The organism is Tamlana crocina, from assembly GCA_040429635.1.
GTDB classification, from domain to species: domain Bacteria; phylum Bacteroidota; class Bacteroidia; order Flavobacteriales; family Flavobacteriaceae; genus Flavisericum; species Flavisericum crocinum.
The window spans coordinates 348,066-367,865 of sequence record CP158972.1; the positions used below are offsets into that span (position 1 = coordinate 348,066).

General features: G+C 40.2%; 18 protein-coding genes and 1 riboswitch. Of the genes, 10 read left to right on the forward strand and 8 right to left on the reverse strand.

Going from position 1 to position 19,800, the window contains the following annotated elements:
• The first annotated feature begins 34 nt into the window (after positions 1-34).
• Positions 35-814, forward strand: coding sequence for a DUF4625 domain-containing protein (locus ABI125_01555; protein XCF06557.1), 780 nt, complete (start codon positions 35-37; stop codon positions 812-814).
• Between the two features lie 79 nt (positions 815-893).
• Positions 894-1,373, forward strand: a complete 480-nt coding sequence (locus ABI125_01560; protein ID XCF06558.1) for a DUF4625 domain-containing protein — start codon at positions 894-896, stop codon at positions 1,371-1,373.
• Between the two features lie 14 nt (positions 1,374-1,387).
• Here the strand turns inward: ABI125_01560 and ABI125_01565 are convergent, their stop codons facing one another.
• Positions 1,388-1,897 carry an acyl-CoA thioesterase gene (locus ABI125_01565; protein ID XCF06559.1) on the reverse strand — a complete coding sequence of 170 codons (510 nt, stop codon included), beginning with the start codon at positions 1,895-1,897 and terminating at the stop codon, positions 1,388-1,390.
• A gap of 79 nt (positions 1,898-1,976) precedes the next feature.
• Positions 1,977-2,083: riboswitch (TPP riboswitch) on the forward strand.
• Positions 2,084-2,139: 56 nt separating this feature from the next.
• Here ABI125_01565 and pnuC point away from each other — a divergent pair.
• Both pnuC and ABI125_01575 read left to right on the forward strand, forming a co-directional pair.
• Complete coding sequence (pnuC, locus tag ABI125_01570; GenBank protein XCF06560.1) at positions 2,140-2,745, forward strand: nicotinamide riboside transporter PnuC; 606 nt, start codon at positions 2,140-2,142, stop codon at positions 2,743-2,745.
• The gene (locus ABI125_01575) at positions 2,732-3,733 is read left to right on the forward strand and encodes an acyl-CoA dehydrogenase (GenBank protein ID XCF06561.1); all 1,002 of its coding nucleotides are present in this window, start codon (positions 2,732-2,734) and stop codon (positions 3,731-3,733) included. The genes pnuC and ABI125_01575 overlap by 14 nt, the downstream gene beginning before the upstream one ends.
• 88 nt (positions 3,734-3,821) lie before the next feature.
• Here ABI125_01575 and ABI125_01580 read toward each other — a convergent pair whose 3' ends face one another.
• Positions 3,822-4,757, reverse strand: a complete 936-nt coding sequence (locus ABI125_01580; protein XCF06562.1) for an SPOR domain-containing protein — start codon at positions 4,755-4,757, stop codon at positions 3,822-3,824.
• A gap of 104 nt (positions 4,758-4,861) precedes the next feature.
• Here ABI125_01580 and dprA point away from each other — a divergent pair, with 104 nt between their 5' ends.
• Positions 4,862-5,965 carry a DNA-processing protein DprA gene (dprA, locus tag ABI125_01585; protein ID XCF06563.1) on the forward strand — a complete coding sequence of 368 codons (1,104 nt, stop codon included), beginning with the start codon at positions 4,862-4,864 and terminating at the stop codon, positions 5,963-5,965.
• A 133-nt stretch (positions 5,966-6,098) separates the two neighbouring features.
• Here the strand turns inward: dprA and trpS are convergent, their stop codons facing one another.
• A complete protein-coding gene (gene trpS, locus ABI125_01590) occupies positions 6,099-7,067 on the reverse strand; it encodes a tryptophan--tRNA ligase (protein ID XCF06564.1) in 969 nt (322 codons plus the stop codon).
• Between the two features lie 122 nt (positions 7,068-7,189).
• Between trpS and ABI125_01595 the strand changes: the two genes are divergently transcribed.
• The gene (locus tag ABI125_01595) at positions 7,190-7,954 is read left to right on the forward strand and encodes a lysophospholipid acyltransferase family protein (protein XCF06565.1); all 765 of its coding nucleotides are present in this window, start codon (positions 7,190-7,192) and stop codon (positions 7,952-7,954) included.
• Between the two features lie 57 nt (positions 7,955-8,011).
• On the opposite strand, the gene ABI125_01600 is transcribed toward ABI125_01595, so the two are convergent.
• The 4 genes from ABI125_01600 to recA form a co-directional block, all read right to left on the reverse strand.
• Entirely contained in the window at positions 8,012-9,544 is a 1,533-nt protein-coding gene (locus ABI125_01600; protein XCF06566.1) for a hypothetical protein, read from the reverse strand.
• Positions 9,544-10,086, reverse strand: a complete 543-nt coding sequence (locus ABI125_01605; GenBank protein XCF07860.1) for a sigma-70 family RNA polymerase sigma factor — start codon at positions 10,084-10,086, stop codon at positions 9,544-9,546. Before ABI125_01605 ends, ABI125_01600 begins: the two co-directional genes overlap by 1 nt.
• A gap of 30 nt (positions 10,087-10,116) precedes the next feature.
• Complete coding sequence (locus ABI125_01610; protein ID XCF06567.1) at positions 10,117-10,527, reverse strand: hypothetical protein; 411 nt, start codon at positions 10,525-10,527, stop codon at positions 10,117-10,119.
• A 252-nt stretch (positions 10,528-10,779) separates the two neighbouring features.
• On the reverse strand, positions 10,780-11,784 hold the full coding sequence (recA, locus tag ABI125_01615) for a recombinase RecA (protein XCF06568.1): 1,005 nt from the start codon (positions 11,782-11,784) through the stop codon (positions 10,780-10,782).
• A gap of 343 nt (positions 11,785-12,127) precedes the next feature.
• On the opposite strand from recA, the gene ABI125_01620 reads away from it, so the two are divergent.
• The 4 genes from ABI125_01620 (at position 12,128) to ABI125_01635 (ending at position 17,630) form a co-directional block, all read left to right on the forward strand.
• On the forward strand, positions 12,128-13,201 hold the full coding sequence (locus ABI125_01620) for a rhodanese-related sulfurtransferase (protein XCF06569.1): 1,074 nt from the start codon (positions 12,128-12,130) through the stop codon (positions 13,199-13,201).
• A 226-nt stretch (positions 13,202-13,427) separates the two neighbouring features.
• A complete protein-coding gene (ricT, locus tag ABI125_01625) occupies positions 13,428-14,726 on the forward strand; it encodes a regulatory iron-sulfur-containing complex subunit RicT (protein XCF06570.1) in 1,299 nt (432 codons plus the stop codon).
• On the forward strand, positions 14,713-15,207 hold the full coding sequence (locus ABI125_01630) for a gliding motility lipoprotein GldH (GenBank protein XCF06571.1): 495 nt from the start codon (positions 14,713-14,715) through the stop codon (positions 15,205-15,207). Before ricT ends, ABI125_01630 begins: the two co-directional genes overlap by 14 nt.
• 74 nt (positions 15,208-15,281) lie before the next feature.
• Positions 15,282-17,630: a transglycosylase domain-containing protein gene (locus ABI125_01635; protein ID XCF06572.1), complete on the forward strand. Its 2,349-nt coding sequence runs from the start codon at positions 15,282-15,284 to the stop codon at positions 17,628-17,630.
• A gap of 15 nt (positions 17,631-17,645) precedes the next feature.
• Here ABI125_01635 and ABI125_01640 read toward each other — a convergent pair whose 3' ends face one another.
• Positions 17,646-19,610: an acetoacetate--CoA ligase gene (locus ABI125_01640; protein ID XCF06573.1), complete on the reverse strand. Its 1,965-nt coding sequence runs from the start codon at positions 19,608-19,610 to the stop codon at positions 17,646-17,648.
• Between the last annotated feature and the right edge of the window lie 190 nt (positions 19,611-19,800).

Below are 19,800 nucleotides of genomic sequence, written 5' to 3' on the forward strand. Positions count from 1 at the left end.
AACACTTAAATCAAAAATCAAAATGAAAGCAACAATGATTAAATCAAGTTTTAAATTTTTAGCAATGGCCGCTTTTGTGGGCCTAAGTTTCCAATCTTGTAGTAATGACGACGACAGTGTGTCGTTAAATGCTCCTGTAATTTCAAATTTCGAATTCGGTGAGGGCAGCACACATTCTACCGATCCAGTAGCTTACAAAGGCAGCGACATCCATTTAGAGGCCGAAATAAATGCCGAAGCTACCGTTAAAAGCATTTCACTTTCCATCCATTCGCACGATTTAACACCCGGTGAAGGAGAAGTAGAGTGGGATTACGAAATGGTTTATACAGACAGTAAATATTTGGTTATAAACCCTGAGTTTCATGAGCATGTAGATGTACCCAGTAACATTCCTGCCGGAGAATACCATGTAGAGTTGGTGGTTACAGACGAACTAGGAAATAGCACCGAAATAGATGGGCACATTAATATTATGGATCCTATTGCCATAAGCGATGTTTCTATTGATGCAACTGTAGCAAGAGGTTCCGATTTTCATGCCGAATTTATGATTGACGCTGTGCACGGTATTCATAACATTACGGTTGATGTTCATGCCCACGGTTTAACCCCTGGTGACGGAGAAGTGGAATGGGACTTCGAACAAATTTTTGATGGTGATAAATACCACGGAAAAACAGAAGTAGAGTTCCACGAGCACATTGATGTTCCTGCAACGGCTCCTGCCGGCGAATACCATATTGAATTTACCGTTGAAGACGAAGAGGGTAACACCACGTCTTTCGATGCCCACATTGATGTAACGGCGTAAATACGAAACACCCAAAAACAGGTTGCTTGAAAAGTTTCAAACGGCTTTCCAAGCAATCTTATTTTTAAAATAATATGCTATGAAACGATTTAAAATTTATATAAACCTAATGTTTTTGGCTGTGCTATTTACAGCTTGCTCAAGCAGTGATTCTGATGAAAAGGATTTGGAAAAACCAACCATAACCGTGAATTACGATGGCGGTTTTCCGCAAGGTTGCCAAGAACTACAGAGAGGTCAAACCTACACCTTTAAAGCCATGGTAACTGATAACTTGTCTCTGGCTTCGTACAGTTTGGATTTACACCACAATTTTGATCACCATACCCACGATGACCAAGTGGCATTATGTGACTTATTGCCCATTAAAACCGCAGTAAACCCATTAATTTATATGGAAAACTTTAGTATTGATGGCGATTTACAATCTTATGAAATAGCAGTGCAAATTACTATTCCAAACGATGTCGATACTGGTGATTACCATTGTGCCTATTCTGTTACCGATGTAACCGGTTGGCAAAGCAGAACATCAATCGATGTAAAAATTGTAGACTAGATAAGGGAGTTCCTTTACATAAATAACGCTTTCAATTCGGTGGCCTCGTTCGGTTTCATTTTTCCAGCTAACAATAAACTGAGTTGTTTGCGACGTAATGCCGCGGCATAGCGTTCTTTTTCCAAATCGGTTTCTGGAACTACTTCCGGGACGGCAATTGGGCGACCTGTTTCATCAACGGCTACAAAAGTGTAAATGGCTTCGTTGGCTTTGGTTTTTTTGCCCGATTCGCGGTCTTCTATCCAAACATCGATAAACACTTCAATAGAGGTTTTAAAAGCACGAGATACTTTCGCCTCAACCGTTACCACACTTCCTAAAGGCACTGCGCGGCTAAACGCCACGTGGTTTACCGAGGCAGTTACCACAATGCGGCGGCTATGGCGACGTGCAGCGATACTGGCAGCACGGTCCATACGGGCTAAAAGTTCACCACCAAACAAATTGTTTAAGGGGTTGGTTTCGCCGGGCAAAACCATGTCGGTTAAAATAGTAAGCGATTCTTTGGGTGTTTTGGCTTGCATGAAGTCGAATTTAATGATGCTGCAAAGATAAAGGTTTTAATGTTTTAGCAGAATCATTTAGATAGGTTTACCTAACTTTGCAACTAAAATGGGGTGCTCTATTTTAGGGCTGAGATGATACCCAAGAGCATATGTTCTATACCTGATTTGGATAATGCCAACGTAGGGATTTTTCAAAAAATACATCAACGGTATTTTCACCAAAGTGTCATCGGCCCGTTTTTAAAATCTATGGAAATTCAATGATGACTGATTTATTCTCCCAACTTACTTTATTGCAATGGATAGGCACATCCTTTGGCGTGGTACAAGTGCTTTTGGCCAGAAAAAATAATATCAACAACTACCTGTTTGGTATTGTTTCCATTTTAATCAGTCTTTGGGTGCTATATAAATCGAAATTATACGCCGATATTTTACTCAACCTTTACTACTTGGTGATGAGTATTTACGGTTGGTTTTATTGGAAATTGGGCAAGCAGAATACCGAAGCGCCCATTTCGTATTCCAGCACCAAAGAACATGGTATTGCATTGGGTATTGTAGCGGGCTGTTTTTCGTTGATGGCCTATTGGCTCACCCAACATACCGATTCCGATGTGCCCATTTGGGATGCCATTGTAGTGGCCTTTGCCTGGGCGGGTATGTGGCTCATGGCCAAACGAAAAATTGAAAACTGGTTGTATTTAAACATTAGTAATTTTATTTCGGTACCACTGCTTATTTACAAAGAATTGTATGTTTATGCAGGATTAACGACGTTTTTGTTCATAGTGGCCGTGTCTGGTTATTTTAAATGGAAGAACATTCTCGACAACAAAAAACAAGAAGAACATGCAAGGGCTTAACGAGTTGTGTTTGGGAAAAGAGACGTTTTCGGAAGAAATCTTGAATTGGATTTCTGAGAATAAACTCTGGAACATTTGGTTGCCCAAATCGCATGGTGGATTGGAGTGTACTTTAGGTGAAGGATTGCAGAAACTGCGTAAACTCTCGAAAGCCGATGGCAGTTTGGGGTGGACGGTCACACTGTGCAGCGGTGCTAACTTTTTCTTCGGAAATTTAAAAAAAGATGTTGCCGATATCATTTTTTTGAATTCCAATGAACCGGTTTGTTTTGGTGGCAGTGGCGGTGTTTTTGGTACAGCTGAAAAACAAGGCGAAGGCTATATCATTTCAGGAACTTGGAAATATGCTACTGGCGCTCCACATTTGTCGCATTTTACTTTGAATGCCAAAATTACAGAAAACGGACAAACATTGAAAAACGAAGACGGAACAGATGTGGTACGTTCGTTTGTAATGAGCCGGGAAGCAGTTGAAATCATTCCAGATTGGAACGCCATGGGGCTTAAAGCTACGGCTACCCATTCTTTTCAGGTGAAAGAGAAATGGGTGCACCATGAATATAGTTTTTTGTATAACGAAGTGTATCATGATGCGTCTATTTTCAAAATCGATTTTTCGGTATTTGCCGATGTAACCCTTTGGGTAAATTATATTGGAATGGCCGATGGTTTCTTTAATGAAGCTAAAACTGTCCAGCCGCATATAACACTATTGGAGGATTTAGAAAGTGCCATTGCTGCAGCCGATAATGCATTAAATAAGTATGTGATTCAAATTGAAGAAACTGTTAATTCTGGCGGTGACTTTTCAGGAAAGTGGGTGGCCAAAATACATAATGATGCTTCAAATTCGGTAAAAGCACTTTCAAAAGCCATTATAGAACTCTTCCCCATGTTAGGCATTCGGGCGTGTAATGAAAACGAAAATATAAATCGCATTTTTAAGGATTACTTTACCGCAACTCAGCACCGAAATTTTACGAGATAGACTTTTTTTAATGTGGGTTTATTTAAAACAAAAAAGCAGAAAACGACATGCGCTTCCTGCTTTTAAAATTATATGAACATCAACAAATTTAATCCAGTTTTTTAACTAAAATCCAAGCGTCTTTGTTGTGCGATTTTCTAATATCTCTAACAGCAGTTAAAGCTTCTTTACCCGTTTCGTAGCTTCCGTAAACTACTTGGTGCAGTCCGTATTTGTTAACACCAATTTTTCGGGCGTTGTAGCCTAATTTTTTAAGTTGTTTTACCCTTTTGTCGCAATTTTCCACAACCCTAAAAGCGCCAGCTACAATGTGGTAGTTTCCGGTTTGTTTGGTAACGTTTAGGGTTGCGGCAGGCAACGGATTTAAACTAAAAGTAGCTTGCTGAATTTTGGTGTCCAACTGCTTTGTGGCTTCCTCTTGGGCCATTTGGTTATGCTGTTCAATTTTATTCACATAAAAGTTTGAAGCAGCAACACCACCAAGCGTCAATGCGATTAATGCTACAGCAGCGTATTTTAAATATGGTTTGGTTTTGCGTTTTTCTGGGGTAACACCAATTGGGATTACTTTTTCAATGCTTTCCGCAACTTCTTTATGTTCTTCACGAGCAATGGAAGGCGTTTCAAATTGCGATAGCCCAAACGCATCGGTAAGGTAGTTCAACTCGTATGTTGGTTCGAAAAGAATTTTTCCTTCCTGATTAAAAACCAAATCGCCAATATTTTTAAATGTCAGGGTTTCGCCTTGTGTTAAGTAAGATTTTAGGAGTCTTACGCGTTTTTCAATCTTTTTATTGGCGGTTTCAAAAGGTATTTTTTCAACTTCGGCAATATAATTGGCCAAAAGCCCGTCGTTTTTCTGAATTTGCTCATTAAAAGAAAGCACTTTTTTAGGAGCATAAAACGTATGGGAGTCTTCGTCAATCGTTGCCGATACTCTTTGTGTTAAAAATGCGCCAAACTCTGGAATGGTAACGCATTCATATCTATATAGTAAGTCGCTAATGTAGGTTTCTAGTTGCATGTAAACAAAGTTAAAAAATTATGTTTTTGCTTAAAATTTAAGTGGAAGTATTTATTAACAGACTAAAAATTCTTTTATTTTAGACTAAAAATCAATCAGATAGAATGACCGAAAACGACCTGCTTTACACTTTGGCCCTGCAACATGTACCCAATATTGGCGACATTACCGCAAAACGACTGATTGCGCATTGCGGATCTGCCGAAGCTGTTTTAAAGGAAAAGAAGCAAAATTTGCTAAAAATTGATGGCATTGGAAGCGTTACCGTGAGCGATTTGTTTAAAACCCATCATTTAAAGGAAGCCGAACAGGAATTAGAATTTATAAAATCTAACGGTATTAAAGTGTTGTATTTTCAGGAAAGTGATTATCCCGAAAGACTGAAACATTGCATCGACGGACCAATTTTACTGTTTCAGGCGGGGAATATCGATTTGAAAAGTCAGCGTGTCATCAGTATCGTTGGGACTCGGAAAATCACTACCAGCGGTATAGCATTTTGTGAAAGTTTGATAGAACAGTTGGTGCCTTATAATCCCGTAATTGTTTCTGGGTTTGCCTACGGAACTGATATTACGGCCCACAAAGCGGCGATGAAAAATAATTTGCAGACCATTGGTTGTTTGGCTCATGGCTTGAATCAAATCTACCCTAAAGTGCACAAAAAATACATGGTTGAGGTGGAGAAGAACGGTGGCTTTTTTACCGATTTTTGGAGCACCGATAAATTCGATCGTAACAACTTTTTAAAACGGAACCGGGTTATCGCCGGGTTAAGTGAGGCGACTATTGTTATTGAATCGGCCGAAAAAGGTGGAAGTTTGGTCACTGCCGATATTGCCAACAGTTATAACCGTGAAGTGTTTGCCGTTCCCGGAAGAACAACCGACAGCCAAAGCACGGGCTGTAACAATTTAATAAAGCAGCAAAAGGCACATATGCTAACAGTGCCTGCTGATATTCCGTATATTTTAAATTGGGAGTTGGAAAGCAAAGAAAAACCAGCCGTGCAAAAGCAGTTGTTTGTAGAGTTGGACGACACTGAAAAAGCCATTTACAATTTCCTAAAGGAAAACGAAAAGGAGCAATTGGACATGATCGCCATTAATTGCCAAATCCCCATTTTTAAAGTCGCCAGCGTACTGCTCAATATGGAACTGAAAGGTGTGGTGCGCCCGTTGCCAGGAAAAATGTTTGAGGTGGTTTAAAATTCCTGCGGAATCAGGAATCTTCCAATAAGTGTGATTCTGAAATTATTTCAGAATCACATCCTTTTTATTTTTTTATTTGTAGTGAGAACCTGAAACAAGTTCAGGTTGACAAAAAGTGTGCGTGTTTGTTTTAATACCCAACCTTCTCTCGAACACGTTTCAACACATCATCGGCCACAAGTTTTGCTTTTTCGGCTCCAATAGCTAGGGCATCATCCACTTCGTTGAGATTGTTCATGTAGTGGTTGTAGCGTTCGCGTTCTGTGGCAAATTTTTCAACAATCAATTCAAATAAAGCTTGCTTGGCATGGCCATAACCATAGTTGCCATTTTCGTAATTGGCTTTCATGGTCGCTATTTGGTCGTCGTTGGCCAATAGGCTATAAATGGCGAAACAGTTACAGGTTTTCCAATCTTTAGGCTCCTCAAGTGGGGTGCTATCGGTTTGGATGCCCATTATTTGTTTTCTCAACTTTTTGTCGGCCAAGAAAATATTGATGGTATTGTTACGGCTTTTGCTCATTTTTTCGCCGTCTATGCCGGGAACCAATTTGGTGTTTTCCTGTATTTTGGCTTCTGGAAGCACAAAAGTTTCGCCCATTTTGGAGTGGAAACGCGAAGCTACATCGCGCGTCATTTCCAAATGCTGTAACTGGTCCTTTCCAACAGGAACAAATTCGGCATCGTAAGCCAAAATATCGGCAGCCATAAGCATGGGGTAGGTGAACAGGCCTGAATTAACATCTTCCAAGCGGTCGGCTTTGTCCTTAAAACTATGCGCCAAGGTTAGACGTTGGTACGGAAAAAAACAGCTTAAATACCACGACAGCTCAGTAACTTGCGGAATATCACTTTGCCTGTAAAACACGGTTTTTTCAAAATCCAAACCAAAAGCCAGCCAAGTAGCAGCCACAGCATAAGTGTTAAGGCGCAGTGTTTCTGCATCTTTAATTTGCGTTAGGGTGTGCATATTGGCAATAAAAAAAAACGACTCGTTATTTTGGTCGTTAGCCAATTCTATTGCGGGCATTACAGCGCCTAAAATATTGCCTAAATGTGGTATTCCTGTACTTTGTATTCCTGTAAGTATCCTTGCCATGTACCTGTCCTTTCGACTCCGCTCAAGATAAATTTCAGCAGGAATCTTTTTATTGTTAAACGAAAGGCAAAGGTAAATTTTTTAATAGAATTGCTCAATACAATTATGTATTTTTGGGTTCGATGAAAATTTTTAAATACATTTTCTGGACACTTTACCGCATTTGGTTTTATATTTTGGTGGTATTGCCCATTATCGTATTGTTTCCGGTGCTTTTAATTTCCATTTTAAAGGAATCCTGGTACCCGTTCTTTTTTAGGTTGGCTCGTTTTTGGGCCAAATTCATTTTAACGGGAATGGGCTTTGTTTATAAAATTGAGCGCAACCAAACGCCCGAAAAAGGTAAAAGCTATATGTTTATTGCCAACCATACCTCAATGGCCGATATCATGCTGATGCTGGTTTCGGTTAAAAATCCGTTTGTGTTTGTGGGCAAAAAGGAACTGGCTAAAATCCCGCTGTTTGGCTTCTTTTATAAGCGAACCTGCATTATGGTAGATCGTTCTTCGCCAAAAAGCAGACAGGCCGTGTTTTTACGAGCCCAACGCCGACTCAAATCGGGGCTGAGTATCTGTATTTTTCCCGAAGGAGGTGTGCCAGAAGAGCATATCTTACTGGATGAATTTAAAGATGGCGCCTTTAGGCTGGCCATAAATCACCAAATACCTGTTGTGCCCATAACGTTGGCCGACAATAAAAAACGGTTTTCGTATACTTTTTTTAGCGGTAGCCCCGGACGGATGCGTGTAAAAATCCATAAGTTTTTATCAACGGAAGGGTTGACTATTGAAAACACCAAAGTGCTGAATGAAAAGGCTAGAGGTATTATCTATCAGCAATTGGAGCAATTTGGGGGTAAAGAAATAAAAAAAACTGCTCTAGGGTGAGCAGTTTTTTTAGGGCTAGCAGTCATTAATGAATGAATACCCACATCTAACCAAAAATTAAAATTTTATAGCAAACCCAGTGTAAACACCAATAAAGAATGGCGTGAAATTACCAGAGGTGTTATTAAAGGTGTTGAATTGATATTTAAACATGGGCTCTAAATTCAGGTCGAATGTTTTTGAAACTTGATAATTTAAACCGAGTCCGAAGTTGGCGCTGTAGCTCACTTTATTAATGTTATTGGCCTCGCCCAAAAATACCATCGGCCCGTTTTCAGCGCGCGAATACACTTCGTTGTTATCTAAAAAGAACGAGCTAAAACCGCCAATAAGGTTAACTCCAAATTTTTTGTCCGATAACGTGTATTGCACCTCCAGAGGCACTTCAATATAGCCAAAGGCTTGGTTTATCGTAGTGTTTGAAGTGAGCAATGTTTGAGGCAAATCTTTAGCGTTTAAAGCTTCCGAACTCACCACCGAATAGCCCGAAGCGCCTCCGGATTTTATATTTTGTAAGGCGTTGCTATTAGAGCTCAGCCCAACCGATTGGTAAACAACAATATCGTTGGTGTTGTAGCCCAAATTCACTTTATTAACCCCAGAACGGATTTTTATTTTTTTATTGACCGCATAACTGGCCGAAATACCGTAACTCATGTTCACTTCACCAGTTTTGGAGTTATTGTTGAATTGTGGGTCTATAGACGAGCCTTCGCCAAGTGTGTTGAAATAAACCGGTGCGGCATTGGGGGCAATACTCCATCGGTTTTGTTGGTTGGAAATCTCGTTTTCCAAAAGGTCTTTGTTTTTGTCTATGGCTTCTTCAATCGTACGTGCACTATTTTGCTCGATGTTTTCCGAAGTGGTTGTTTCACCTGTTTGATCTTCGGTTTTGGCTATTCTCGAATTGTTTTCTTCTGAAGCGTTATTGATTATATTTTTCGCTTTTTCTTTATCCAATAGCGGAGCACTATCATTATTTTCTTTTTCGTTTGAAGACGCTAAAACGGTATTGTTTCCTGAATTTTCTTCAGAAGAATTTTCTGTTGTGTTTTCTTCAGAAAGATTGGCAACTGCATTATTTTTGCTGGATTGGATAGCGGGTGTTTTGTTGCCCATAGTTTGATTTGTCGCAACCCTTGTTTGATTGTTTTGGTTGTTGGGTGAAGCAGTCGTTTTGGCAACTGAAGTAGCGTTTGAAGGTGCAACGTTTGCTGATGAAACGTTACTTTCACCAACTACTGTTTCGTTTTCAGGTGTTGCGGTTTCATTGTTTGAGTTGTCGTTTGCGATGCTCTCACTATTTTCTATTGTTGGGAGCACCGTTTTAATGTTGTCATCAACTACATTTTCGGTATCGGTTACCGGGTTGGAGTTTGGATTTTCAAAAAGCAAGTTGCCCACGGTTAAAAAGAGCAGCAATAATGCGGCCACGCCAGCATAGCGCCACCAAATGGGAATAACGCGCTGTTTTTTCTTTTTTCCGTTCAGTTGGGCTTCAATGTTTTTCCAAACTGCGTCGCTGGGCTGGGCTTCAAAATCTTTAAAACCTTCCTGGAAAATGCGGTCTATGTGTTTTTTGTCACTCATTATAATAATTGTGAACGCTGTATTGTTGTACTTTTTTCAATATTCTGCTTCAGAGTTTGCCGGGCGCGTGCCAAATTCGATTTGGAAGTACCCACAGTTATATTCAGCATTTTTGCAATCTCTTTATGCGAATAGCCATCCAAAACATAGAGGTTAAAAACCAATCGGTAGCGGTCTGGCAATTCTTGGATAATCCGTAACAAATAGTCCATTGAGACGCTGTCTTCGTCAACTTCAACTTCTACCGCTTCAATGCTTTCTTCATTAATGATATCGAAAACTTTCTCGTTACGGTAGCGTTGCAAAACGGTATTTACCGTAACACGTTTTATCCAGCCTTCAAAAGAACCTTTGTTTTTATACTGTTCAATTTTTTCGAAAATGGTTAAAAATGCGTCCTGCAGATTGTCTTCCGCCTCGGCATAATTCCTTGAATACTTCAAGCATACGGCGAACAATTTGTTGGAATACAATTTGTAAAGTTCGCTCTGCGCTTGAGTATTTTCGGTTTTACAATTTTCTATGAGTTGGTCTAAACTCAAATTAAACATGTATTAATTAAAAGGTTTCTTTTACTCAACAACAGGTACCTCGATGGTTAAATACTGAGATTCGTCGTTTTCGTCTTTGCCTTGCCAAAATTTAAAAACATAGGAGCCATTGCTGGTTACTATAAAGTTAAATGTGGCCTCGGTTAGCACATCTTCCAATGTTTCGCAGTCGTTACTTTCAAACACATAGTTTATGGGTGCTACCGTACGTTGGTTGTTTTCCTTTTGGTAGTAAAACTCCTTAAAACCATGGCAGGTAGATGGCCTGAAATACGAAACGGTAATAGGGTAGGTTTCTCCCATTACAAATTCGTCAGGAATGTCTACACTCTCAACTGGTAATACCTCAAAACTGTAGCTAGTGCCGTCGTCATCAATGCTACAGGAAACGAACAGCACGAGTGCTAAACAAAGTAAAGCAAATTTTTTCATAGCAAATAAATTTAGGGTTAAATACATGTTTGCACTATGTAGATACCTAAATGGTTAAATGGTTGCGTAAAAAATCTGTTTTTTTATTGTAAAGGTTTTAAATTGAGTGGTTTGTATGTTTGGGAGAGGTGGGACTCCGATAGGCTAAATCAGAATGATTTAGTGGAAAGGAGAGGGGGGTGGTTATACCACGAATTCACAAGTACTGTATAATTTGAATGAAAAATATTCGTGAATTCGTGGCTTTTGAAATTATTCCTTTCCAGAAACGGCTTTTCTAACCTTTTCTTCAAGCTCGTCCATAAGCTCCGGATTGTCCTTTATAAGCGATTTTACGGCATCGCGGCCTTGGCCAAGTTTGGTTTCGTCGTAACTGAACCACGAACCGCTTTTCTTTACGATTTCGTAATCTACGGCCAAATCTAAAATCTCGCCCACTTTGCTCACGCCTTCACCGTACATAATATCGAATTCGGCGGTTTTAAACGGTGGCGCCACTTTGTTTTTTACCACTTTAACGCGGGTTTTGTTTCCGGCCACGTCGCCATTGGTTTCCTTAATTTGTGTAGAACGACGGATATCCAATCGAACGGAAGCATAAAATTTTAAGGCATTACCGCCTGTTGTTGTTTCTGGGTTTCCGAACATCACCCCAATTTTTTCACGTAATTGGTTAATGAAGATTACGGTACAGTTGGTTTTGCTGATGGAAGCCGTAAGCTTTCTTAAGGCTTGCGACATCAATCGGGCGTGAAGTCCCATTTTAGAGTCGCCCATTTCACCTTCAATCTCACTTTTTGGTGTTAATGCGGCAACCGAATCGACTACCACAATATCGATAGCGCCAGAGCGGATTAAGTTATCGGCAATTTCCAAAGCTTGTTCTCCGTTATCGGGTTGCGAAATGATGAGGTTTTCAATATCAACGCCTAATTTTTCGGCATAAAAACGGTCGAAAGCATGCTCGGCATCAATAAATGCGGCAATACCTCCGGCTTTTTGGGCTTCGGCAATGGCGTGCAAGGTTAAGGTGGTTTTACCCGAAGATTCCGGACCGTAAATTTCAATCACTCGTCCGCGCGGATAGCCACCAACGCCCAAAGCAATGTCCAGACCTAACGACCCCGACGGAATGGCATCAACATCCTGTACGGCGGCATCGCTCATTTTCATTACGGTACCTTTTCCGTAGGCTTTATCTAATTTATCTAAAGTAAGTTTTAGTGCTTTTAGTTTAGCGTCTTTTTCACTGCTCATTTTCAATATTTTTTCTTAAAATCCGAAGGCTAAAGTACTACATCTTTTGGCATATCGCAATAATAGTTTTCAACATAAATTTCCAAAAAACCGAATTTTATTACGCAACCTTTCAGTAAATTATGTGTCTAAAGGGAAAAGAGGGAAAAATTTTGCTATCAAATTTACCAATCGAGTTTTGAAAGTAGACTAACTCAAACTCAATTTAAAAGCATCCAAACAGTGGTTTTGGGTGCTTTTTTTATGCATTAAATTGTGGCTTCCTCCTAAAATCGTATTTTTGTGCCCTAAAATATTTCTTTACGCCACAACATGTGGCTTTAACCTTAAAAATTAGTATAGCATGCAACTGTACAATAAGTTAAGCGCAAAAGAAAGAGCCGAGTTAATCGAAAAAGCCGGAAAGGACCGATTAACATTGTCTTTCTATCAGTACGCTAAAATTGAAAACCCTCAGGAATTTAGAGACCAATTATTTATTGTTTGGGACAAACTGGACGTTTTGGGCCGTATTTATGTGGCTTCCGAAGGTATTAACGGGCAATTATCTTTGCCTGCGGATCGATTTAACGAATTCAAAGCCCATTTGGATACCATCGATTTTTTGAAGGACATCCGTTTGAATATTGCCGTAGAGCAGGATAACATGTCGTTTTTAAAACTGAAAGTGAAGGTGCGCCATAAAATTGTGGCCGATGGGCTGAACGACGATACCTTTGATGTCACCAACAAAGGCGTACACGTAGGGGCCGAAAAATTCAACGAATTAATAGAAGACGAAAAAACCGTTTTGGTAGATATGCGAAACCACTACGAAAGCGAGATAGGCCATTTTAAAAATGCCATAACACCCGATGTAGATACTTTCCGCGAGTCGTTGGATATTATTGAAGAAGATTTAAAGGAACACAAAGAAGATAAAAACTTGGTAATGTACTGCACTGGTGGTATCCGTTGCGAAAAGGCCAGTGCCTATTTTAAGCACAAAGGGTTTAAAAACGTGTTTCAGTTGGAAGGCGGTATAATTGAGTACACGCGCCAGGTGAATGAAAGTCAGTTGGAAAACAAATTTTTAGGTAAAAACTTTGTGTTCGACGAGCGCCGTGCCGAAAAGATTAGTGACGATGTTATTGCACAGTGCCACCAATGCGGCGAGCCGTTCGATGTGCATACCAATTGCGCCAACGATGCTTGCCATTTGTTGTTTATTCAGTGCGATAAGTGTAAGGAAGAAATGAACAATTGCTGTTCTACCAACTGTAAAGAGATCCATGCTTTGCCCTTCGAAGAGCAAAAAGCATTGAGAAAAGGCCAGGGCAATAGCAACGATATTTTCAAAAAAGGACGTGCCGACCATTTGCCTTACAAGAAAGATTTGCGAAATATTTTCGAAGTTCTAAAGAAGAAAGAGCAGTAAATCTTCGGCATAAATACGCAAAGGAAAATTCTTTCGTTCAAGTCTATAGAATAATCTTATATTTACATCGAGAAGGTTCTTTTGCTTAAAATGTTAAAAACGAACTTTTTAAACTGTAAACAACGCCCAAAAGAGAACAATAAACACCTTTTGGAGCGTTTCAAAATAAATATAAACCATCATTCGCGATAACTATTGTTGTTGGCGAATTCAATATAAAATACATATGGCTTGTGCTAGTTGCTCAACTAAGGACGGCTCTCCAAAGGGCTGCAAAAATAATGGTACTTGTGGTACAGATAGTTGCAATAAGTTAACCGTTTTCGATTGGTTGGCAAACATGTCGTTGCCCAGTGGCGAAAAACCGTTCAATTGGGTAGAGGTGCGTTTTAAAAACGGCCGAAAAGAGTATTATCACAACACAGAAAACCTCACTTTAAGTATTGGTGATGTGGTGGCCATACAAGCCAAAGCTGGCCACGATATCGGTATGGTTACCCTTACGGGGGAATTGGTGCGCGTACAGATGAAACGCAAAAGCATTCCCGAAAATATTGAAGAAGGTTTAAAAATATACAGAAAAGCCAGCCAAAAAGATATTGATATTTGGCAACAGGCTAGAGATCGGGAAGAACCCATGAAGGTGAAAGCCCGACAGTTTGCTATCGATTTGAGGTTGCAAATGAAGATTTCCGATATCGAATTTCAGGGCGATGCCAGCAAAGCCACCTTTTATTACACTGCCGAAGAGCGTGTAGATTTTAGGGAACTCATTAAGGTTTTTGCGCGCGAATTCCGTACCCGTATCGAAATGAAACAAGTGGGCTTCCGCCAAGAAGCGGCCCGATTAGGCGGTATTGGTTCCTGTGGGCGCGAATTGTGCTGCTCTACTTGGCTAACCGATTTCCGTTCGGTAAGTACCTCGGCGGCGCGCTATCAGCAATTATCGCTCAATCCACAAAAACTGGCGGGGCAATGTGGTAAGTTAAAATGTTGCTTAAATTACGAGCTCGATACCTATCTGGATGCGCTTAAAGATTTCCCAAAAACCGATACCAAATTATATACCGAAAAAGGAACGGCCGTGTGTCAAAAAACCGATATTTTTAAAGGACACATGTGGTACGCCTACGAGGGTGAATGGATGAATTGGCACAAAATAACTACCGAACAAGCCAACGAAATTATTGAACTCAACAAACAAAAGAAGAAAATTGCCAGTTTGGAAGAGTATGCTTCCGATGTTGTGGAGGAAGATACTAAAAACGATTTTGGGAACGTTGTAGGTCAAGATAGTTTAACGCGCTTTGATAATCCAAAACGCAATAAAAAACGTAGAAATAAAAGAAAGGGCAACCAAAGGAACAAAGGAGGCCAAGGTAACAACAACAATACCCAGAACCAAAACCAAGCTGGACAAGCCAAGCAGGGACAACAAAAAGGACAGGGGCAAAAAAGGAATCAAAATAAAAGAAGAAAAAACAATAAAAGAAAACCACAAAACAGTAAAAATGCTGAAAAATAGAGTCTTAGTATTTCTAGTTTTACTAGTTTCTTTGTTTATTTCTTGCGACTCCAATCGTGTTTTCGACACCTATAAATCGGTGCCCAATAAGTGGCATAAAGATTCGGTGGTGAGCTTTAAAATCAACCCGCCAGATTCTATCAACCCGTATAACCTGTTTGTTAATTTGCGCAATACCAACGCCTATAAATACAGCAATCTGTTTTTAATAGTAGAAATGGTGTTTCCGCACGGCAAAACCGTTAAAGACACTTTAGAGTACCGTATGGCCGAGCCAAGTGGAAAACTTTTAGGTACTGGCTATACCGATGTAAAAGAAAATAAACTGTGGTACAAAGAGGGGGTGGTGTTCAACGAATCGGGTGAATATACGGTAAACATTCAGCATGCTATGCGCGAACGCGGCAAGGTAAATGGCGTTAAAGAATTGGAGGGTATTACCGATGTTGGTTTTAGAATAGAAAATATAAAAAGTAATTAAATTGTAACACTGAGTCTTTTGTCTTTGCTTAATATAGGCTAAAGTCGAAGTGTCTTTTAAAGATAAAATTAAGAATGGCAAAAGCAAAAAAAGAAACGAACCAAACCCAAGATTTTTCAAAATACATCCGTTGGTTTTGGATGCTGTTTGCGGGTGGTATTTTAGCCTTGGTCTTAATATTTTTATTGGCTTCTTGGGGAGCGTTTGGCGAAATGCCAGACCATACCCAATTGGAAAACCCTAGAACCAATCTGGCTACAGAGATTATTTCTTCAGATGGGCAAACCCTTGGAAAGTTCTACTATAATGATAACCGAACTCCAGTAAGTTACGACGAGTTGCCACAGCATTTGGTGGAAGCTTTGATTGCTACAGAAGATGCCCGTTACCATGACCATTCGGGTATCGATGCCCGAGGTACTTTAAGGGCTGTAGTGAAATTGGGCAGTGGCGGTGGCGCCAGTACCATTTCACAGCAGTTGGCCAAACAGTTGTTTCATGGTGAGGGTTCAAAAAACATTGTTGAACGTATTCTGCAAAAAGTAAAGGAATGGATTATCGCCACGCGTTTAGAGCGCCAATACACCAAGGAGGAAATCATTGCCCAATACTTCAATATTTATGATTTTTTAAATAATGCCGATGGTATTCGAAGTGCTTCGCGAATCTATTTCGGAAAGGAACCCAAAGAATTAAATTTAAAAGAATCGGCCATGTTGGTTGGGATGTTTAAAAATTCAGCGCTTTACAACCCAAGACGAAATCCTGTGGGAGTGAAAAACAGACGTAATGTGGTCCTTGATCAAATGGCTAAGTACGATTACATCACCGAAGCTGTTCGCGATTCGCTCAAACAAACCGATATCGACTTAAAATATACGCCCGAATCGCACCGCGAAGGCATCGCTACGTATTTTAGAGGCTATTTGGATGGTTTTATGAAAGAATGGATTGAAAACAATCCCAAGCCCGATGGGTCGAAATGGAATTTGTATAACGACGGATTGAAAATTTACACCACCATTGATTCACGGATGCAAAAATATGCTGAAGATGCTGTTCAGCAGCACATGGCAAAGCTACAGGCTGAATTTTTCCATCAGAACACACCCGATAGAAATCCAACCGCACCGTTTTTGGAATTGGAACAAAGTGAAATCAACGATTTGATGAATCGTTCCATGAAACAATCCGAGCGTTGGAGGCACATGAAATACGACTTGAAAAAATCAAACGAAGAAATTATAGAATCGTTTCAAAAGCCCACTCAAATGACGGTTTTTCTATGGAAAGACGGCCAGCCTTCAGAAATCGATACCATAATGAAACCTATCGATTCCATGCGGTACTACAAATCACTTTTGCGAACCGGTATGATGTCTATGAACCCACAAACGGGGCATGTAAAGGCCTGGGTAGGGGGTATAAATTATAGGCATTTTCAGTACGATATGGTGAAGCAAGGTAAACGCCAAATTGGTTCAACATTTAAACCTTTTGTGTATGCTTCGGCTATAGATCAACTGCACTATTCGCCTTGCGACGAGTTTCCCGATGTGCCATTTTGTATCGAAGCTCATAAATATGGTAACCCAGAAGAATGGTGTCCTAAAAACTCTGGTGGAGCAAATGATTACGGCGGAACACGTACTTTAAAAAGTGCACTGGCCAATTCGGTCAATACCATTACGGCCCAATTGATGGATAAAGTAGGGCCGCAAACCGTGGCCGATTTGGTGAAAAAACTGGGTATAGATTCCGATGTTCCTGCCGTGCCGTCAATTGCTTTAGGAACGCCAGATATCAGTGTTTATGAAATGGTGGGCGCCTATTCGGCATTTGCCAACCAAGGGGTGTACACCAAACCCGTAATGGTAACCAATATTGAAGACAAAAACGGGACTATTTTATATCAATTCAAACCGGAAACCCACGATGTGTTAAGCGAAGAAAGCGCTTATGTTACGGTTAAGCTTATGGAAGGTGTAACCCAAGGCGGTTCGGGTACAAGATTAAGGCATAAATGGGCTGGCAATACTTCTGTTTATAAAGAAGTGATTACGGGCTACCCTTATGGTTTTGAAAATCCCATAGCCGGAAAAACAGGAACCACCCAAAACCAAAGTGATGGTTGGTTTATGGGCATGGTACCTAATTTGGTAACGGGTGTTTGGGTAGGTGCTGAAGACCGTGCCGCACATTTTGCCAGTATTACCTATGGGCAAGGTGCGTCTATGGCGCTGCCTATTTGGGGATTGTATATGAAAAGCTGTTATGCTGATGAAGAGTTGAACATTTCTAAAGATGAATTTCCTGAGCCGGAAGAACTCACAATCAATGTAGATTGTTCGAAAGTTACCGAGGAAGATAGTGATACACCAGACACCGTTGAAGAGGCACCAGATGATTTGGATTTTGGTTAAAATTGAGATGCGGTTTTAAATCTGTTTAGCAAACGCCACAAAGAAGTTCACCGATTCTGGATTTTTCATCGAATCAACATTGATTGATTTTTCCAAGGGCATTTTCAATAAAATCTTTTTTACGGGTGCTTCCATTTTTTTGCCGCTAATGGTATAAGGGATGTCGGGTACTTCAATAATGTCGTCAGGTACGTGGCGTGGCGAACATTCTTTTTTCAATTGCTCGTTGATTTCTGTTTTAATGGAATCGTTGAGTTTGTTATTCGGTTTCATTTTTACAAATAACGGCATATAGTGTTTGCCGCCATCGAGTTCCAAATTTACGATTAAGGAGTCTTCAATCGCTTTTATAGTGTTTATGTGCCGGTAAATTTCGCTAGTGCCAATTCGGATGCCGTGTCGGTTTAATGTCGCGTCCGATCGCCCATAAATAACAATCCCTTTGGTTTCTGAATTGATTTTTATAAAATCCCCATGCCGCCATTTCCCCGGAAAATGTTCAAAATAACTGGATTTATAGCGTTTGTTGTTTTTATCGTTCCAAAAATAAATGGGCATTGAGGGCATAGGCTTGTCGATGACCATTTCGCCCAATTCATCTTCAACGGGTTTTCCATCGTCATTGTAGGCGTAAAGGGAAACGCCCAAAGCGCGGCATTGAATTTCACTGGCATGGACTGAATAAAACGGTGTGCCGCCCACAAAAGCGGTACAAACATCGGTGCCGCCGGCCATAGAACAGAGCCAAACATCCTCTTTAATATTTTTATATACGTATTCAAACGTTTCAAAAGGAAGCGGTGCGCCAGTGGAGCTAATGGATCGGATTGAGTTGAGTTTACAATAGCTTTTAGGGTTTATGTTTTTCTTCATGCTGGCCACCAAAAAGGGTGCACTCGTTCCAAAATGGTTGATGCCAACATCATCTGCAAAGCCCCAAAGCTTATTAAAATTGGGGTAAGTGGGGCTGCCATCGTAAAGTACAATGGATGCGCCCATTAAAAGAGCCGACTGCAAAAAATTCCACATCATCCAGCCCGTGGTAGTGTACCAAAAATAGCGCTCGCCCTTGTGCACATCGTTATGAAACGCCATGTACTTTAAATGCTCCAATAAAATGCCGCCGTGAGAATGCACTATAGCTTTTGGCAGGCCGGTAGTGCCCGAGGAATAGAGCACCCAAATGGGATGGTTGAAATCTACAGGTTCAAAAGCAAGTTCGTCTGCTTTGGTTTCAAAAACAGTGTTGATATTGATAACATCATTTGGGAACGCCGAAAGGCCTTCCTTGTTTAAATAGGGTAAAACAATCACTTGTTGCAACGTGGGCAATGCTTTGGCAATATTATTGGCAATTTCAGTTTTATCGTATGGTTTGCCGTTGTAATAGTAGCCGTCAACGGTGAAGAATACTTTGGGTTTAATTTGTGCAAAACGGTCTATTACGCTTTCTGCTCCAAAATCCGGCGAGGTGCTCGACCATATGGCACCAATGGAATTGACCGCCAAAAGCGAAATAGTAGCTTCGGGCACATTGGGTAAAAATGCCACTACACAATCGCCCTTTTTAACGCCGACCGATTTTAAATAAGTGGCCATGGCGGCTACTTTTTGTTTTAATTCCGTCCAAGATATTTCGGTGTATTCACCTTGCTCGTTGCTGAAAATAATGGCTGTTTCGGTGGTTAAATTATGCCTAAAGATGTGCTCAGAATAGTTGAGTTTTGCCCCTTCAAACCATTTGAAATCGGGCATCGATGTCATATTTAGCACAGAAGCATAATCGCTGTGTGAAATTACTTTAAAGTATCGCCATACGCTTTCCCAAAAATCTGCCACATAATCAACCGACCATTGCCATAAAGCATCGTAAGAATCAAAATCCAAATGACAGTTTTTAGAAAGCCAGTTTTTATATTCAAATAAATGGCTGTTTTGCTTAAAAGCGGAAGAGCCTTCCCATAACTTTTTGTAAGACATCTTAATTTTAGTTTAGAGTGTTATAAAGATAAGTAATCTTGGGAAAAAGAGTTCGTTTAATGAAGCGACTTTCAGTAGATTAAATCCTGTAAAAAAGTAAGAAAAATCATTTTTTAGTTAAATAAAAACGTATTTCATCGAAATATTATGTTTTTTAACTGATTTTTTAAAAAAAAGTTTGATATTAGCA

What these genes read in the sequence shown, in the direction of transcription:
- ABI125_01555 (XCF06557.1), top strand. Translation starts at nt 35, where the DNA reads ATGATTAAATCAAGTTTTAAATTTTTAGCAATGGCCGCTTTTGTGGGC.
- ABI125_01560 (XCF06558.1), top strand. Translation starts at nt 894, where the DNA reads ATGAAACGATTTAAAATTTATATAAACCTAATGTTTTTGGCTGTGCTA.
- ABI125_01565 (XCF06559.1), bottom strand. Translation starts at nt 1,897, where the DNA reads ATGCAAGCCAAAACACCCAAAGAATCGCTTACTATTTTAACCGACATG.
- pnuC (XCF06560.1), top strand. Translation starts at nt 2,140, where the DNA reads ATGATGACTGATTTATTCTCCCAACTTACTTTATTGCAATGGATAGGC.
- ABI125_01575 (XCF06561.1), top strand. Translation starts at nt 2,732, where the DNA reads ATGCAAGGGCTTAACGAGTTGTGTTTGGGAAAAGAGACGTTTTCGGAA.
- ABI125_01580 (XCF06562.1), bottom strand. Translation starts at nt 4,757, where the DNA reads ATGCAACTAGAAACCTACATTAGCGACTTACTATATAGATATGAATGC.
- dprA (XCF06563.1), top strand. Translation starts at nt 4,862, where the DNA reads ATGACCGAAAACGACCTGCTTTACACTTTGGCCCTGCAACATGTACCC.
- trpS (XCF06564.1), bottom strand. Translation starts at nt 7,067, where the DNA reads ATGGCAAGGATACTTACAGGAATACAAAGTACAGGAATACCACATTTA.
- ABI125_01595 (XCF06565.1), top strand. Translation starts at nt 7,190, where the DNA reads ATGAAAATTTTTAAATACATTTTCTGGACACTTTACCGCATTTGGTTT.
- ABI125_01600 (XCF06566.1), bottom strand. Translation starts at nt 9,544, where the DNA reads ATGAGTGACAAAAAACACATAGACCGCATTTTCCAGGAAGGTTTTAAA.
- ABI125_01610 (XCF06567.1), bottom strand. Translation starts at nt 10,527, where the DNA reads ATGAAAAAATTTGCTTTACTTTGTTTAGCACTCGTGCTGTTCGTTTCC.
- recA (XCF06568.1), bottom strand. Translation starts at nt 11,784, where the DNA reads ATGAGCAGTGAAAAAGACGCTAAACTAAAAGCACTAAAACTTACTTTA.
- ABI125_01620 (XCF06569.1), top strand. Translation starts at nt 12,128, where the DNA reads ATGCAACTGTACAATAAGTTAAGCGCAAAAGAAAGAGCCGAGTTAATC.
- ricT (XCF06570.1), top strand. Translation starts at nt 13,428, where the DNA reads ATGGCTTGTGCTAGTTGCTCAACTAAGGACGGCTCTCCAAAGGGCTGC.
- ABI125_01630 (XCF06571.1), top strand. Translation starts at nt 14,713, where the DNA reads ATGCTGAAAAATAGAGTCTTAGTATTTCTAGTTTTACTAGTTTCTTTG.
- ABI125_01635 (XCF06572.1), top strand. Translation starts at nt 15,282, where the DNA reads ATGGCAAAAGCAAAAAAAGAAACGAACCAAACCCAAGATTTTTCAAAA.
- ABI125_01640 (XCF06573.1), bottom strand. Translation starts at nt 19,610, where the DNA reads ATGTCTTACAAAAAGTTATGGGAAGGCTCTTCCGCTTTTAAGCAAAAC.